The sequence below is a fragment of the Chitinophaga caeni genome, assembly GCF_002557795.1.
GTDB lineage: Bacteria > Bacteroidota > Bacteroidia > Chitinophagales > Chitinophagaceae > Chitinophaga > Chitinophaga caeni.
The window spans coordinates 613,205-628,513 of record NZ_CP023777.1; the positions used below are offsets into that span (position 1 = coordinate 613,205).

The following is a 15,309-nucleotide window of genomic DNA, read 5'->3' on the forward strand; positions in this document are numbered from 1 at the left end:
ACCTTCAATTTTATTTTGAAATAACCTGCCCCCCGCTAGTACAAGCTCGGAAGCTTGAACTAGCGGGGGCAACAACGTTCAACTGATAGAACATCGTGTTCGATAGCAATAGTAATCCAATAAGTGGTAGTTCGTGGTGCAAGGAGTAATTACCATTTCGTTTCCGGTACAATTGCAAACGTCCTATTGTATGGGTCAGAGCTTGGAAGCTCGAACCAGCTAGGATTTTGGGCATAAGGGCAAACCATTCAAAACCCGAACCCAGTGTTCGAACACCTATGGTTAGAAAGCCCGGACCTGGATGGATTTCTAAAACACCATTGGCTCGGAAGCATTAAATCCAGCGCTTCATCTTTTTTAGGAAAATTAGGCCAGCCACAAAGCCCCATTGATACTATCCCTAGATGCGCCCGTGACAGAATGTAATACGTTGACTTCTTCACGCCAACGCAAGGTGCCCATCAAGGCCATAACCAACGCTTCTTTATAATTGATGGTCATTTCATCCGGCACAATAATATCAATCCCTAATGGAGAGAGCATCTCATCCATCACTTCGAGTAAGAAGCGGTTGTGCGCACCTCCACCGGTAACAAGCATCTTATTGGTTGATTGATTAGCGTTATTACTAATTAACATTTGAACCGCCGCGGTAATTTGCTCCGCGATATGTTGCACCACGGTACGTAATTTCGTTTGTACACTCAAGGAAGATCCTTGCAATAGCGGCAGCATCACTTCTATACCGAAACTATTATCGAGCGACTTTGGATATGGTTTAGAAAAATAAGGATCCGAATTTAATCGCCCCAAAAGCCCCGCGTCAACAATGCCACCGGAAGCCAATTGTCCTCCATCATCATAATCTTTGCCCAGGGCATTAGCCAAGGTATTTAAAAGCCTGTTTGCCGCGCATATATCAAAAGCAACATAATCCTTTCCTATAATAGAAGAGATGTTTGCAATTCCACCCAGGTTCAACCAGAAATCATATCCCGGCATCAGCCATTTTTCCCCGATCGGTACAATGGGTGCCCCTTGTCCGCCTAAGGCGATATCCATAGAACGTAAATCTGTAATAACCGGGAGATTGGTTTCAGCGGCAATACTTGCGCCATCGCCCAACTGCGCCGTCATTTTTGCTTCCGGTGCATGAAAAACGGTATGCCCGTGAGAAGCTATGAAATGGACTTTATGCTCCAATTGATGTTTTGCAATGAACGCATTAACCTGTTGACCAATATAATGCCCATACGCAGTATGTAGTTTCATGTAATCCAACGCGTTATAACTGGTAGCGGCTTTCAACTTCCCAATCCATTCTTCACTATAAGGAATACAATCCGCTGTCTGGATTTCATAAGTCCACTGGCCGCCGATTTCAGTCAACTCCACCTTTACAATGTCCAAACCATCCAGTGAGCTGCCACTCATTAAACCGATTACATGGTAAACCATCTCTAAAAATTTTGGCAAAGGTAACATCCTAAATTCAAAAGCCCAACCTGGGGCCAGGCATAAAAAGTTTAATGTGTCTTGTGGAATTTGATAGCGCCACTGCATCATGACAATAAATCTCAAAATCGGTCAATTATGAAAAATATATTCCTACTAACATTAAGTTTGCTTTGCAACCAGTTACTAAATGCACAATCGATCAAGGTGAGTGGCACCGTAGTTGATAAAAATGGTCATCCATTGGCCCAAGTCAGCATCAATGAAGAAAATGTTGGGTTGATCGCGCTTACAACTACCACGGGCGCCTTCGAGATCCTGGTAAAAGATTCCACCCACAGGATCATCTTTCAGCTACCACGCTATACAAACCATGTACAAAAATTTAATGCTAACAGCTCCAATGTGAAGATTGTTCTGAATGGAGGGAAAGGAGATTCCATTACACCGGGATTATTAGCTGAAGTGTCCGTTGTGGGGCACGCACCGCTTGTCAAGAAAAACTATACTGCTAGCCAAAGTATAAGTATCAGCGGCGACGGAAGCGGCAGCTACATGAGCCGCCGGATGCCTATGCAGGAAAATGAAGAATATGCTTCCCGCACCGAGAATGATTTTCATAGGGTGAAAAATGCCGCGCTCAGCACTTTCTCCATCGACGTTGACCGGGCATCATATAGCAATGTGCGCCGCTATTTAAACGACGGACAACTCCCGCCGAAAAATGCCGTCAAAATCGAGGAATTGATCAATTATTTCGACTATAATTACCCGCAACCGGAAGCCGGCAACCCGGCCGGGATCAGCGCCGAGCTTGGGAATTGCCCTTGGAACAAGGAACATTTCCTGGCGAGGATAGCAGTACAGGCGGAAAAAATCCCAACCACTTCATTACCATCATCCAACCTGGTATTCCTGATCGATGTTTCAGGTTCCATGTGGTCGGAGAATAAATTACCGCTCGTGAAGAAAGCTTTCAGGGTTTTGGTGGATCAACTCCGGCCCCAAGACCGCGTTGCGATCGTAACTTATGCCGGCAATGCAGGGTTAGTATTAGAATCAACGCCCGGTAGCCAGAAATCCAAGATATTGAATGCCATCGATGAACTGCAAGCCGGGGGATCTACCGCGGGCGGAGCCGGGATTCAACTGGCATATAAAATAGCGCAGCTAAATTTAATTGCGCCCGGTAATAATCGCGTGATATTAGCCACGGACGGGGACTTTAATGTCGGTATATCAAACCCCGGTTCCTTGCAAGACCTGATCAGCAAGGAGAAGGAGAAAGGTATTTACTTATCTGTGCTGGGTTTCGGTATGGGAAACCTGAAAGACGACAACTTGGAAACCTTGGCAGACAAGGGAAATGGGAACTATGCTTATATCGATAATTTCGAAGAAGCCCGCCGTACTTTCGTTACGGAGTTTGGTGGAACCATGTTTACGGTAGCAGATGATGTGAAACTTCAGATCGAGTTCAATCCTAAGTGGATAAAGGCTTACAGGTTAGTAGGTTATGAAAACAGGTTATTGAATGATGAAGACTTTAACGATGATAAAAAAGATGCGGGGGAAATGGGTTCCGGCCATACGGTAACAGCCCTGTATGAACTCGTTCCCGTTAATGCCGTGTTCCGTCAAGGGAAAATAGATGATCTTAAATACCAGGAAGTTGTGAGCTTATCAAAATACAGCCAAGAAGTGCTTACCGTGAAAATGCGCTACAAAAAGCCCGGCCAAAAGCAAAGCTTGCTACTGAGTAAAGTCCTCATGATGAACGCATACAAAAATACCGAAGCGAAAGCCAGCGAAGATTTCCGTTTCAGCGCAGCCGTGGCCACATTTGGGTTGATATTGAGTGATTCCAAGTATAAATCCTCTGCCAGCTTCGACATGGCGCTCACTTTGGCGAAAAATGCCAAGGGGAATGATGAAGAAGGCTACCGCGCGGAATTTATCCAGATGATTAAAAAAGCAGCCCTGCTGGCGAACACTACCGCTAAGAATGAAGTAGGCACCAAGTAGAAAATAAGCATCGGTTAATCGGTCAAAATGTGCTATTTTGCCAGTGCAAAACCGGTAATGCTATGATTATTAACTTGAGTGAGAACAACTCTATCGTCAGTGAATGGCTCAGCGAGATACGCGATGAAAAAGTCCAACAAGACCGGATGCGATTCCGAAGGAATTTGGCCAGGGTAGGCGAGGTAGCTGCTTACGAAATCAGCAAGTCTTTAAAGTATACCGAGAAAGAAGTAGAAACCCCGCTGGGTTCGGCCAATTGCAAGGTATTTAAAGAACAGCCGGTCTTGGGAACAATTTTAAGGGCAGGCTTGGCGTTACATGAGGGTTTGGTGAATTATTTTGATAAGGCAGATCATGCATACATTTCCGCTTACCGGAAACATAAGAGGGACGGCACTTTCGAAATCAGCCTCGAATACGTGTCATGCCCACCGCTAGATGACAAGGTGTTGATTCTCTCGGATCCGATGTTGGCCACCGGGGCATCGTTGGTAACCACCATTGAACAGTTAATCGAATTTGGGAAACCCGCTCATATCCATATTGTAACAGCTATTGCTTGCACGGTAGGGATCGAGTATGTACAAAGAAATATAGACGCAACCACCATCAGCATTTGGGCCGGCGATATCGATGATGAATTAACAGCCAAAGGATATATCGTTCCGGGATTAGGCGATGCCGGGGATCTCGCGTTTGGCACCAAGGTGCAACAATAAGGCGATTCCCGGGAAGATTAGTGATAGGCTATACAAGATTCGTTATTTAAATTCCCTTTTTATACTTTCGATCAATAAAAGTGTTGCAGCTTACAAATTTGTAAACCGGAATCAATGATTTTCTTGAAGGGAATTATAAACAATTCAATAAGTGACACTTACAACAAATGTGTAGACATATCATTCAAATTGAATCGATGATATATAATAATTATATAAATTTAATTTGAAATATGAATTATGTTTGCTACCTTCACATTGTATAGTGTCTATCCTATATTGCTATAACCTGTTGTATGAAACGAGTTCTATTATCTTTAGCCATTATCCTTATTACGATCTGCGCAAAAGCGCAAGACCCTCATTTTACACAATTCTTTGCTTCCCCGCTTACCTTGAATCCGGCATTTACAGGATACTTTTCAGGTGATTTCAGGATTGCAGGGAATTATCGTTCTCAATGGAGTAGCGTTACTTCACCGTATGTTACCGGGACTGTTTCAGCAGATTTCGGCATCTTGAAAAATTCTATACCGTACACCGATACTTGGGGTGTAGGTATTTTAGCTTTATATGATAAAACCGGCTCCGGTGCTTTAACTACCACTTACGCAGCTATCAGTACAGCTTACCACAAAGGCTTGGATGTAGATGGCAACCATACCTTGGGTTTAGGTGTACAAATGGCATTGGTAAACAAGCGCATCGACCAAACAAAATTGATCTTTGAAAATCAAATTGGTAATACCGGCTTCGACCCGTCTTTACCAAGTGGTGAAACGATAGCTAACCCTAGTATCGGGTACATGGATTATAACGTTGGTTTATTATATAACGGTTTAGTGGGCGAGTCATCGAATTTGTATATCGGTGCATCGTATTATCACTTTACAGAGCCTGTTGAATCCTTTCTCGATAAATCTAGCAGCAACCGGTTAAGCAGTCGCTATACTGTCCATGCAGGGGGTTCATTCCCGGTTATGGAAAACAACCGCGTGTATTTAAGCGCTTACCATATGCGCCAAAATACGGCAACGGAAACGTCGATCGGCGGCGCCTTCGGATTTTTGGTGAATGGCATTCCGGAGCAACCGACCATGTTCTACCTGGGAGCTTGGTACCGTTATAAAGATGCTTTTAATCCTTATGTTGGGCTGGAAGTGAAGAACTTTCAAGTGGGTCTCAGTTATGATTTGAACGTTTCAACTTTGAGGGCTGCATCTAATTATCGCGGTGGTATGGAGTTGTCCGTGATTTATATTCACAGAACGGATCAGAATCGCCAATACCGCACGCTCTGCCCAAGATTCTAATAATAAATTTACTGGAAACATATTCGAACCGCTTCTGCATAGGGAAGCGGTTTTTTATTATACGCTAAGACCTTTCCCTTTACTACGCCAAGGGTTGTCCTTAATATAAAACCTGTACGGCAGGTAAGCATCATCCCCGGCATAATCTATTCCGACCCTGGTAGTTTCAACAATATCAGAATCGTCCAATACAATTTCCCTAGGTTCCACCCAGATTCTATTGCCCAATACATCTTGCCCCAATTCGTTTTTGGTAATGCCCAGCGCTTTTGTAAGTGTACCGGGGCCATTTGTCAAACTATAATCGAGCCTAAGTTTTCCCCTTCGTTCCAACATAACATCTATACCTTCTAATGGTTGAATAGCGCGAAGCATAACCCCTTGCGGGATACCAGGTTTATTAGTAATAATATTGAGTAGAAAATGGAGTCCATAGATTTGATAGACGTAGGCCACCCCGCCTTGTCCATACATGATCTCTGTGCGCGGTGTTCTTTTGTTATTATAAGCATGTGAAGCCCTATCGTTGATACCTGCGTAAGCCTCTGTATCTACGATCAAGCCCGTGGTAATCTTTCCTTGTAGCTTGGTAACAATTTTACATCCGAGTAAATCTTTTGCCACTTGTAAGACATCGGGCCTAGTATAAAAGGAACGATTCAATTTAGCCATGATCAAAAATATCACTATTTTTAGTTACCATTGTATGGAATGGTATTGATCACGTATTAAAAAGTATCGTATTGTTTTCAATCAGGGAAGTTCTGGGCGCCATCCAGGCTTACGGAAAGGCACACCAATTCATCAAGCAACATAAGTTGTGGAAATGGATCATCATACCCGGTATCATTTATTGCATTTTATTCCTTTTAGGGATCGTGTTTGTATGGTCATATATCGGGGATCTCGTGGACTCCCTCATGAATTTATTACATCTTAAACAATGGGTCAATTCATTACAGAATAGTTTGATAAACTTCCTCTTTATATTGGTTGGATTTTGCATCCGCGTCATTACGATATTATTGTATATTTCCTTCTTTAAATATTTTTTCTTGATTTTAGGCGCTCCATTGTTTGCATTCTTAAGCGAAAAAACGGAAGCCATTATGCAGCACCGGGATTTTCCTTTTAGCTGGTCACAGTTTTTAAAGGATATTTGGAGAGGTGTAAAGATTTCCTTGCGGAACATGGTATATCAAACTTTGTTAACAATCGGTTTAATCATCTTGGCCTTCGTACCATTGTTCGGTTTAATTACTCCATTGCTTACCTGGTTGGTTGAATGCTATTACTGGGGATTCTCCATGATGGACTATACCTTTGAACGGCGTCAATTAAGCATTCCGGAAAGTATAAAGTATATAAATCAACATAAAGGCATGGCCATCGGAAACGGCTTGGTGTATTACCTATTTATATTTATTCCTATCATTGCACCTTGTTATGCCGTCATCGCGGCTACTATACATTTACAAGAAAAGAAGATTCCATGAAGCAAATAGGAAAAGTTTACTTGATACCAACCGTCCTCAGTGCAGATGCTTTATTTTCCTTACCTGCTTATATTACTGATGTCGCGAGAAGATTGAAGATTTTCTTCGTAGAAAATGAGCGCACTGCCCGCAGGTTTTTAAAATCCTTGGATCGTGATATCAACATCGATGAATTGTCTTTACACTTGATGCACGAAAATCACCCGCCGGACTTAGCTTTAGCTAAAAAATATTTACAGGAGGGCAAGGAAATCGGTGTGATTAGTGAGGCGGGGTGTCCTGCAATCGCTGATCCCGGCAACCTCATCGTGCAGGCGGCACACGAGCTCAAGGCCAGCGTTATCCCGATGGTGGGACCTAATTCGATTTTATTAGCCTTAATGGCTTCCGGGATGAATGGACAAAATTTTCAGTTCGTCGGCTACCTACCCATAAAGCCACCCGCACGGGGACAAGCGCTAAAGGACTTGGAAGCCCTTTCGGCCAAGAAACAACAAACCATCATCTTTATAGAAACGCCTTATAGAAACCATCAATTGATACAAGATATCGTACAAAACTGTAAGGATAATACCAGGCTTTGTATTGCTGCGGATCTTACCTCTGGTACGGAGTTTATCCGAACGCAAACGGTAAAAGCATGGAGACAAGAGCTGGACAAACTGGCTTTGCATAAACGCCCTGCAATATTTTTAATACAATCTTCTTAAATAATAAAGCTATACATAAAAACGGGTGATTCCCGGTAATGGGATCACCCGTTTTCATTTGAATGCGATCAGCTATTTTTATTCAAATACTTTCTTTTCCAAGGTAATCGGGTCCGTCACGGAAAGTATAGAATCAACGATAAACTTGCTGTATCCCCTCCAGGGTAAAGCGCCAAGGTATTCCTTGTAATGCAACTCTACCTGCTTGCCGCTGCTTCTCAGTAATTGCTGCGCTACCTTTTCACTCGTTACCGAGAATGTAAATTCATTTGATTGGATCTGGCTCATTTGCCGCCCTTTGAAACCGGTTTGGATCACCCTGCCTTCGTAGGTCTTAAAAACATACCCTTTCTTGGCAAAATAATTGAGCTCTCCAGCCTTTGTTCCATCTCCAAACACCCGGTAATACTTGTAATACACGAAGAAAGCCAGTCCCAGTACTACGATGCTGATAACGATAAATAAGAATTTGCGCATACAATCTTGTATAGGTGAATATGTATTTATTTACAATTATAATCCATATTTATCAATCAAGTATAATAATGCGCCCATCGTGATGGTACCGAGATTCAATTCCCGCTTATTCACATTTTCAAATACATCCGATGGAGCATGATGAATATCAAAATAACGTTGGGAGTCGGGGGAAAGTTCACCCATCGGAACACCTAGCGCACGGTGTATAAATCCAACATCCACGCCACCGCCTTCTTCATCGAAGTCGTAAGCGCCATATGGCATTAACAGCGAGCTCCAAGATTTGATTTTATTTCTCTGCGCAGTGCTCATACTCAAAGTAAATCCCCGCGGCGTAAATCCGCCCGCATCACTTTCCAACGCGAAAACATGTTTTTCATTATTTTCTTTGGCTACTTCCGCATATTTTTCCGCCCCGCGTGCGCCGTTTTCCTCGTTGGCAAAAAGTACTACTCTTAAAGTCCTCTTCGGCTGGATGCCCAGTTTTTTATACGTCCTGAGAATCTCGATAGATTGCACGCAACCCGTTCCATCATCATGCGCCCCTTCGGCAACATCCCAGGAGTCGAGGTGACCGCCAACCGTGATATATTCATCCGGATAAACGCTACCCCTAAGCTCGCCGATTACGTTATGGCCAATCGTATCAGGTAAGGTTTGACAATTTGTTTTTATAAAAACTTTCGTCCCCGGGTTGGCGGCAATTTGTTTGCTCAGAAGATCAGCATCTTCTAATCCAACTGCCACGGCGGCGATCTTCGGGTATTTTGAATCATAATTTGTAGATCCTGTATGTGGTTGATTATCAGTAGCATGCGACATTGACCTAATAATTACGGCCAGGGCTCCATATTGGGCGGCTTTGCTGGGACCTTGACCGCGGTAACGAACGGCATCCCCGTAGGAGTAAAAAGTTTTGACAAAAGTTGGATTAAAATGGTAATTATAAAATACGATTTTACCTTTCAGCTGATCTTTCTTGGCTTCTAAATCATCGAAGTCTTTTACTTCTATTACCTGGGCAGTGATGCCTTTCGCTGGAGTAGCCACGGATTTACCGAGCGCTATCGCATTTAAATTCAATGATTTAGCGCCTACAATCTTTACAACTTCCTTTTCCCCGCGCACCCAATGCGGCACCATGCATTCTTGGTAATATACCGTGTCAGCCCCGGCATTTTCTAGGGTTTTAAAGCCCCAATGTTCGGCTTTCACCATTTGCGGGGATCCGGCCAACCTTCCGCCGATGGTTTTCGTTAATATTCTAAGGTCTTCATAAGCATTACCATTCGAAAGGATTTCGTTGGCCATCTTGCGGATCGTGATGGAATCCTCGTTATGTTGAGCATTGGCAGCAGGTACAAAACCGCACCCCAAAAGGAGGAGCAGATATTTCTTCATAGTTTTATTTTTCCGTTAAAACTAATTAATTAGGCTTGCTATTACAAATTCGTGATATTAGAATGGATGTATAATTCAAAATACTGCGTTACCTTCGATTGGTTTTTGGTAGTATCAGCATTGAATATAAAAAGTACACTTGATTAACAACTTATTCAAAAGCACTAAATTACTTGATCGATGAATATTGGGATCGTATGCTACCCCACGTATGGCGGTAGTGGAGTTTTGGCCACGGAATTAGGAAAAGCCTTGGCAGACAAAGGCCATATGGTACATTTTATTACATACCAGCAACCGGTTCGCTTAAATGCTTTTCATGCCAATATTTTTTATCACGAAGTACAGGTTCCCACCTATCCCCTGTTTGATTTTCCTCCTTATGAATCGGCATTGAGCAGCACCATGGTGGATGTTATTCTCAATCAAAAACTGGATTTATTACATGTCCATTATGCTATACCGCATGCTTCCACGGCTTACCTTGCGAAGCAGATCGCGGCGAAGCATGGCATCAGGATTCCATTTATTACAACTTTGCACGGCACTGATATAACATTGGTAGGGAAAGATAAAACGTATGAACCCGTCGTAACTTTTTCTATCAACGAATCGGATGCCATCACCGCCGTTTCCAAAAATTTACGGGAAGAAACGTATAAATCGTTTCCCATCGAGAAGGAGATTGAAGTGATTTATAATTTCGTAGATACGGCCCGTTTCAAAAGGCGTGATTTATCTCATTTTAGAAATGCCATCGCGCCGAATGGAGAAAAAATATTGCTACACGTTTCCAACTTTAGGAAGGTGAAACGTGTGCCGGATGTTGTCAATACATTCAAAATTGTTAGGGAAAAAATACCTGCTAAATTACTGTTAGTCGGGGATGGTCCTGATAGACCCGTGATTGAAGCGATGTGCCGGGAGTACGGTATTTGTCCCGATGTCAGGTTCGTTGGCAAACAGGAACAATTGGAAGATGTCATGTCTATTTCCGACCTGTTTATTTTGCCTTCGGAGTATGAAAGCTTCGGTTTGGCAGCCTTGGAAGCCATGGCATCAGAAGTGCCCGTTTTATCTTCAAATGCCGGGGGATTACCTGAAATTAATATCGATGGTGAAACAGGGTATACTAGCCCTGTGGGCGATGTTGAGTCGATGGCGAAACACGCTATACAAGTATTAGAGAACCCGGAACTTTTAGCGAAACTGAGGGCCGGCGCTTTAAAGCAGGCGCAAAGATTCCACATCAATAATATTATCCCGGAATACGAGAAATTATACCAGAAGGTGATCAAACCCAGGGTGCCTATCGTTGCTTGATTCTAATTTATTTAAGGTAACTCAATTGCAAGTTGTAGCTTGGAGACCACTGGTGTTCGAAACCTTGGTGCATCTTTTGACCGCTTTGCCTAAATCCTCAAAAATCTTGCTGGTTCGAGCTTCCAAGCTCGGACCAACGTACAATTGAAGGTATTTACAATTGTATCGAAAACGTAAATGCACGTACTGCCCGCGCCATACACGGCCATTTGTTGGATTCCTCGTGCTGCCGAACACGATGTTCTGCATGTTGCACGTTGTTTCGAACGGGAGTCCGAGCTTGGAAGCTCGAACTAGCGAGGATTCCAGGTTATCCCTAGATAAAACCCAATGGCAAAATCATGAAAACCTGGTTTCGCCCGCCCTGTGGCTTGGCTGCTCGAACTTGCAATGGCTGCCCGGTACCGGGAAGGAGAATCTATATATTGCTCAAATCGCACTTATTTAAAATCTTGCTGGTTCGAGCTTCCAAGCTCGGACCAACGTACAATTGAAGGTATTTACAATTGTATCGAAAACGCAAAAACACGTACTGCCCGCACCATAAACGGCCATTTGTTGGATTCCTCGTGCTGCCGAACACGATGTTCTGCCTGTTGCACGTTGTTTCGAACGGGAGTCCGAGCTTGGAAGCTCGAACCAGCGAGGATTCCTGGTTATCCCTAGATAAAATCCAAAGGCAAAATCATGAAAACCTGGTTTCGCCCACCCTTTGGCTTGGCTGCTCGAACTTGCAATGGCTGCCCGGTACCGGGAAGGAGAATCTATATATTGCTCAAATCGCACTTATTTAAAATCTTGCTGGTTCGAGCTTCCAAGCTCGGACCAACGTACAATTGAAGGTATTTACAATTGTATCGAAAACGCAAAAACACGTACTGCCCGCGTCATAAACGACCATTTGTTGGATTCCTCCTGCTGCCGAACACGATGTTCTGCCTGTTGCACGTTGTTTCGAACGGGAGTCCGAGCTTGGAAGCTCGAACTAGCGAGGATTCCAGGTTATCCCTAGATAAAATCCAAAGGCAAAATCATGAAAACACGGTTTCGCCCGCCCTGTGGCTTGGCTGCTCGAACTTGCAATTGCAGCCCAGTGCCGGAAAGGAGAATCTATATATTGCTCAAATCGCATCCACTTATTTAAAATCTTGCTGGTTCGAGCTTCCAAGCTCGGACCAACGTACAATTGAAGGTATTTACAATTGTATCGAAAACGCAAAAACACGTACTGCCCGCACCATAAACGGCCATTTGTTGGATTCCTCGTGCTGCCGAACACGATGTTCTGCCTGTTGCACATTGTTTCGAACGGGAGTCCGAGCTTGGAAGCTCGAACCAGCGAGGAGAATCTATAGATTGCTCAAATCGCCTCCCCTTATTTATTTACCAGGCTGCGCCATAAGTAAAGAACGAAGTACGCTTCCCAACCATCGAAATTTGCAAAGATATTTTCTATTTGAGCCTGGTCCTTACGGTTAGCTAGCATCCCGAAATTTTCCAAGGCTTGATAAATACCGATATCCCCGTGCGGAATTACATTGAGATCTTTGATTGATTTCATCAATGCGTAATTGGCCGTCCATTTTCCAATACCTTTTAAACGGATTAAATGGCGGTGCCGGGCTTCGGAAGTTGGTAAAGATTTTAGTTCTTCCTTCGACAACGTACCATCTATAAATGCTGCTGCTACTATTTTCAGGTATTCTATTTTCTTACTTGATAATTGAATTTCCCGAAGCCATTGATCATCCGCAGTCAAGATTGCGGATGGTTGCGGGAATATATAAAACATATGTTGTTGCCACTGCACGGACTTCCCCAGCTTTTCTACCAACCGCCTTTTTAACGTGTAAGCAAATTTTAAATTAATCTGTTGCCCAATAATACTCCAAGCTAGCGCTTCGAAAAGATCATTTATGCCGATTAATCTTAAACCCAAGTAATCTTCGGTCATCTGCTGAAATGGAGGCTGGCTAGCCAGTAAAGAATAGAAAACCTGTATGTCGCGATCCAGATCAAACCATTCCACGATGTACCTGCGGATGAATTGAATAGTATCCGTGCTCCAACCATCCAGTAAGCTTTTTATATAAATATGCTCCTTTCTTCCTTCGATTGAAAATAACAAGACATTTCCATCATATTCTAATGCTTTGTAAACTTTCCCATCCACAACCTTGTGCATACAATCATCGAAATTGCGATGTAAGAACCAAGCACATTCATCAAAGCTGAATAATGCCGGGACGGGAATTGAAAAAGATTTTTTTACTGGCATGGATGATAGCAACAATTAATTTAAACAAAGATAATAGATCGAGCATGCTAAAAATTTGCCATGATATGCCTGAAGGTGAGATTGATCCGCGGCGAACTTATTGGCTTACTTTTAGGAACCTGGTGTTCCCAATATTGCTGCGTTTCCCCGGACATGATGAGTAGGCTGCCATTACCCAGTTCAAAGCTTAAACGGGTTGATTTTGTCGCATAATCGCGCATTTGGAAGCTGCGGCTAGCGCCCAAGCTCACAGAAGCAATCGTAGGGCAAGCGCCGAGGCTTTCTTCATTATCGCGGTGCCAGCCCATGCTATCTTGTCCATCGCGGTATAAATTTGCCAATACGCAATTAAAAGGTTCCGGGCAGGCCGTCTCGATCTTCCGTTTAATTCCTGATAATGCTGGATGCCATGGTATTGCCGCTTGTTGTAGCCCCGAATATGTATAACTGGTTCCGGGATCACCGTAAAAAGCGGTCAACCTCGGTTGCATTATTTCTTTTCCGAAGATTTTTATGGGTTTATGTTTCCAATGTAGTTCATGATAGAGAGACTCGAATAATTCACGGCTTTCTTCATCGCCAAAAAAGTTTGGAAAGAAATATACATTCCCGTGGAATGGTAACAAGTTCTCCTGGTTTGTTTGCATCATTTTTATTAACGTTGTAAGAGCTTCCATTGTTGATAATCTTTCTTCATACAATGACCGCATGGCCGGTAACCTGCATTTCTTGCCTCCTCCTGGTCGGCAAAAAATACGCGGTTAGTCATTTTCATCCTGCGCCCGCTTTTACATTGCAAACTTCCGTAAATTTTCAGAGCCTTGTTACCTGCATATTTTATTTTACCGTCCACGGTAAGTTTCCATAAACATTTAGCCCTTTCGTAGCGCGTGCCGCCAAGTTCAGAATGAAGCAACATAATTATTTACTGGTTTGCCAAGTGAAAGATAATACCTAATGCGCTTCTTCTGCCGTAGGTGACTTCAGAAACACCATGCTTCAACATCAACTTGGCATAACCGTATTTCCCTTTATATGGACGAAATTGCGTGGTAAAGATCAACATATCCCCTTCATGTAAACGGATCACCTTGGCGGAAGATTGCGCCCTGGGATTTTGTTGAACCAATACAAACTCCCCACCTTCATAGTCTTTCCCGGGTTGATTCAAGCCAACGACAGCCTGCATCGGGAAATAAATATCCCCGTATAAATCTTGATGCAGGGTGTTAAATCCCCCTGTTTCATAAGAAAGGATCAAGCTGGCCGGCAACTCTTGGCCGGCTTTGCGACATAGTTCATAGAAAGATTGATATTCCTGCGGGTACCTAATATCTATCTTAAGCTGCTCCATCCACAAATTGGCTACAGGCGCCAAGAAGCTATAAAGCGCTTCACGGGTATGGTGGATAATATTAGGTAAAGGATCTTTATAATATTTGTAAGTCCCCCTTCCAAAACGGTAACGCTCCATGATGACAGTTTTCCTATAAAGATTTTCTGCATCAAATTGTTCAACTAGAGCCTTGGTTTCGTTGTTATAAAATAACCTGGGTAATATGGCAAAACCTTGTTCATGTAATTGCAGCCTCAAGGTTTCCCAAGAATATTGCGCGAGTCTGTGTTTAATTGGCATCATGAAACAAAACTAACTGGAAATTAACATGATAAAAACCCGGTTCTTGCTATTTTGGCATGATGTTTTAAAGCTTATTTTTGTAAATAAATCCATACATATTTAACCAATAAAAAGTACTCCCATGTCGCAATTACCAAAGTTTATGATTGCTGATGATCCGGTTACCGATCCGGAAAATGAATATATTTTCCATACTCAAGCGCCGCGTTTTTTTGCCAAGCGTGTTGAAGAAGACGAGGAAACAGCCTATATCGATATCGTGCATGAGCTCGATGATGTGGAAGCATATTTTAAGAATGATCCGGAAAAGAAAGCTGCCTTGATCGAGGAGCTGGAAGATTGGTACTATTCTTATATGGAATGGTTAGATGAAGATGATGACGAGGAGGACGACGACTTCGAAGAGGAATAGTTTTTATAATCCAGTGGAAAGGACAAATTGCCAAAGTTTGTTTTTTCCACCGGGTTAT

17 protein-coding genes are annotated in these 15,309 nt (G+C 43.1%); 9 read left to right on the forward strand and 8 right to left on the reverse strand.

All coding sequences use genetic code 11. The annotated features are described in order from the left end of the window. Nucleotides 1-366: 366 nt before the first annotated feature. Nucleotides 367-1,458, reverse strand: a complete 1,092-nt coding sequence (locus COR50_RS02455; RefSeq protein WP_098196069.1) for an anhydro-N-acetylmuramic acid kinase — start codon at nt 1,456-1,458, stop codon at nt 367-369. Nucleotides 1,459-1,593: 135 nt separating this feature from the next. On the opposite strand from COR50_RS02455, the gene COR50_RS02460 reads away from it, so the two are divergent. The 3 genes from COR50_RS02460 (at nt 1,594) to COR50_RS02470 (ending at nt 5,512) form a co-directional block, all read left to right on the forward strand. Beyond that, nucleotides 1,594-3,480 carry a YfbK domain-containing protein gene (locus tag COR50_RS02460; RefSeq protein WP_098192507.1) on the forward strand — a complete coding sequence of 629 codons (1,887 nt, stop codon included), beginning with the start codon at nt 1,594-1,596 and terminating at the stop codon, nt 3,478-3,480. Between the two features lie 62 nt (nt 3,481-3,542). Further along, nucleotides 3,543-4,199 (forward strand): uracil phosphoribosyltransferase, encoded by a 657-nt coding sequence (upp, locus tag COR50_RS02465; RefSeq protein WP_098192508.1) that lies wholly within the window; start codon nt 3,543-3,545, stop codon nt 4,197-4,199. Between the two features lie 296 nt (nt 4,200-4,495). Next, complete coding sequence (locus COR50_RS02470; RefSeq protein ID WP_098192509.1) at nt 4,496-5,512, forward strand: PorP/SprF family type IX secretion system membrane protein; 1,017 nt, start codon at nt 4,496-4,498, stop codon at nt 5,510-5,512. A gap of 57 nt (nt 5,513-5,569) precedes the next feature. Here COR50_RS02470 and COR50_RS02475 read toward each other — a convergent pair whose 3' ends face one another. After that, a complete protein-coding gene (locus COR50_RS02475; RefSeq protein ID WP_098192510.1) occupies nt 5,570-6,184 on the reverse strand; it encodes a DNA-3-methyladenine glycosylase in 615 nt (204 codons plus the stop codon). A gap of 71 nt (nt 6,185-6,255) precedes the next feature. Between COR50_RS02475 and COR50_RS02480 the strand changes: the two genes are divergently transcribed. Together COR50_RS02480 and COR50_RS02485 are read left to right on the forward strand one after the other, a co-directional pair. Next, entirely contained in the window at nt 6,256-7,008 is a 753-nt protein-coding gene (locus COR50_RS02480) for an EI24 domain-containing protein (RefSeq protein WP_098192511.1), read from the forward strand. Continuing rightward, nucleotides 7,005-7,718, forward strand: a complete 714-nt coding sequence (locus tag COR50_RS02485; RefSeq protein ID WP_098192512.1) for an SAM-dependent methyltransferase — start codon at nt 7,005-7,007, stop codon at nt 7,716-7,718. The genes COR50_RS02480 and COR50_RS02485 overlap by 4 nt, the downstream gene beginning before the upstream one ends. A 78-nt stretch (nt 7,719-7,796) precedes the next feature. Here COR50_RS02485 and COR50_RS02490 read toward each other — a convergent pair whose 3' ends face one another. Beyond that, nucleotides 7,797-8,195, reverse strand: coding sequence for a hypothetical protein (locus COR50_RS02490; protein WP_098192513.1), 399 nt, complete (start codon nt 8,193-8,195; stop codon nt 7,797-7,799). Nucleotides 8,196-8,231: 36 nt separating this feature from the next. Next, complete coding sequence (locus COR50_RS02495; RefSeq protein ID WP_098192514.1) at nt 8,232-9,599, reverse strand: M20/M25/M40 family metallo-hydrolase; 1,368 nt, start codon at nt 9,597-9,599, stop codon at nt 8,232-8,234. A 180-nt stretch (nt 9,600-9,779) separates the two neighbouring features. Between COR50_RS02495 and bshA the strand changes: the two genes are divergently transcribed. From bshA to COR50_RS02510, 3 genes are all read left to right on the forward strand, one after another. Beyond that, nucleotides 9,780-10,922 carry an N-acetyl-alpha-D-glucosaminyl L-malate synthase BshA gene (gene bshA, locus COR50_RS02500; protein ID WP_098192515.1) on the forward strand — a complete coding sequence of 381 codons (1,143 nt, stop codon included), beginning with the start codon at nt 9,780-9,782 and terminating at the stop codon, nt 10,920-10,922. Between the two features lie 247 nt (nt 10,923-11,169). Next, complete coding sequence (locus COR50_RS02505; protein ID WP_098192516.1) at nt 11,170-11,370, forward strand: hypothetical protein; 201 nt, start codon at nt 11,170-11,172, stop codon at nt 11,368-11,370. 58 nt (nt 11,371-11,428) lie between these two features. Then, nucleotides 11,429-11,716 (forward strand): hypothetical protein, encoded by a 288-nt coding sequence (locus COR50_RS02510; RefSeq protein ID WP_157760594.1) that lies wholly within the window; start codon nt 11,429-11,431, stop codon nt 11,714-11,716. Between the two features lie 581 nt (nt 11,717-12,297). Here COR50_RS02510 and COR50_RS02515 read toward each other — a convergent pair. From COR50_RS02515 to COR50_RS02530, 4 genes are read right to left on the reverse strand one after another with little or no spacing between them, the layout of a single operon-like run. Then, nucleotides 12,298-13,200, reverse strand: a complete 903-nt coding sequence (locus tag COR50_RS02515; RefSeq protein WP_098192518.1) for a DNA-3-methyladenine glycosylase family protein — start codon at nt 13,198-13,200, stop codon at nt 12,298-12,300. A 47-nt stretch (nt 13,201-13,247) separates the two neighbouring features. Then, the gene (locus COR50_RS02520; protein ID WP_198405760.1) at nt 13,248-13,850 is read right to left on the reverse strand and encodes an alpha-ketoglutarate-dependent dioxygenase AlkB family protein; all 603 of its coding nucleotides are present in this window, start codon (nt 13,848-13,850) and stop codon (nt 13,248-13,250) included. 5 nt (nt 13,851-13,855) lie between these two features. Next, nucleotides 13,856-14,119: an Ada metal-binding domain-containing protein gene (locus COR50_RS02525; RefSeq protein WP_098192519.1), complete on the reverse strand. Its 264-nt coding sequence runs from the start codon at nt 14,117-14,119 to the stop codon at nt 13,856-13,858. A 6-nt stretch (nt 14,120-14,125) separates the two neighbouring features. Continuing rightward, the gene (locus tag COR50_RS02530) at nt 14,126-14,839 is read right to left on the reverse strand and encodes a 2OG-Fe(II) oxygenase (protein WP_098192520.1); all 714 of its coding nucleotides are present in this window, start codon (nt 14,837-14,839) and stop codon (nt 14,126-14,128) included. Between the two features lie 121 nt (nt 14,840-14,960). Here COR50_RS02530 and COR50_RS02535 point away from each other — a divergent pair, with 121 nt between their 5' ends. Then, nucleotides 14,961-15,251, forward strand: coding sequence for a hypothetical protein (locus COR50_RS02535; protein ID WP_098192521.1), 291 nt, complete (start codon nt 14,961-14,963; stop codon nt 15,249-15,251). The last annotated feature ends 58 nt before the right edge of the window (nt 15,252-15,309 follow it).

What these genes read in the sequence shown, in the direction of transcription:
- COR50_RS02455 (WP_098196069.1), bottom strand. Translation starts at nt 1,458, where the DNA reads ATGGTTTACCATGTAATCGGTTTAATGAGTGGCAGCTCACTGGATGGT.
- COR50_RS02460 (WP_098192507.1), top strand. Translation starts at nt 1,594, where the DNA reads ATGAAAAATATATTCCTACTAACATTAAGTTTGCTTTGCAACCAGTTA.
- upp (WP_098192508.1), top strand. Translation starts at nt 3,543, where the DNA reads ATGATTATTAACTTGAGTGAGAACAACTCTATCGTCAGTGAATGGCTC.
- COR50_RS02470 (WP_098192509.1), top strand. Translation starts at nt 4,496, where the DNA reads ATGAAACGAGTTCTATTATCTTTAGCCATTATCCTTATTACGATCTGC.
- COR50_RS02475 (WP_098192510.1), bottom strand. Translation starts at nt 6,184, where the DNA reads ATGGCTAAATTGAATCGTTCCTTTTATACTAGGCCCGATGTCTTACAA.
- COR50_RS02485 (WP_098192512.1), top strand. Translation starts at nt 7,005, where the DNA reads ATGAAGCAAATAGGAAAAGTTTACTTGATACCAACCGTCCTCAGTGCA.
- COR50_RS02490 (WP_098192513.1), bottom strand. Translation starts at nt 8,195, where the DNA reads ATGCGCAAATTCTTATTTATCGTTATCAGCATCGTAGTACTGGGACTG.
- COR50_RS02495 (WP_098192514.1), bottom strand. Translation starts at nt 9,599, where the DNA reads ATGAAGAAATATCTGCTCCTCCTTTTGGGGTGCGGTTTTGTACCTGCT.
- bshA (WP_098192515.1), top strand. Translation starts at nt 9,780, where the DNA reads ATGAATATTGGGATCGTATGCTACCCCACGTATGGCGGTAGTGGAGTT.
- COR50_RS02505 (WP_098192516.1), top strand. Translation starts at nt 11,170, where the DNA reads ATGTTGCACGTTGTTTCGAACGGGAGTCCGAGCTTGGAAGCTCGAACT.
- COR50_RS02515 (WP_098192518.1), bottom strand. Translation starts at nt 13,200, where the DNA reads ATGCCAGTAAAAAAATCTTTTTCAATTCCCGTCCCGGCATTATTCAGC.
- COR50_RS02520 (WP_198405760.1), bottom strand. Translation starts at nt 13,850, where the DNA reads ATGATGCAAACAAACCAGGAGAACTTGTTACCATTCCACGGGAATGTA.
- COR50_RS02525 (WP_098192519.1), bottom strand. Translation starts at nt 14,119, where the DNA reads ATGTTGCTTCATTCTGAACTTGGCGGCACGCGCTACGAAAGGGCTAAA.
- COR50_RS02530 (WP_098192520.1), bottom strand. Translation starts at nt 14,839, where the DNA reads ATGATGCCAATTAAACACAGACTCGCGCAATATTCTTGGGAAACCTTG.
- COR50_RS02535 (WP_098192521.1), top strand. Translation starts at nt 14,961, where the DNA reads ATGTCGCAATTACCAAAGTTTATGATTGCTGATGATCCGGTTACCGAT.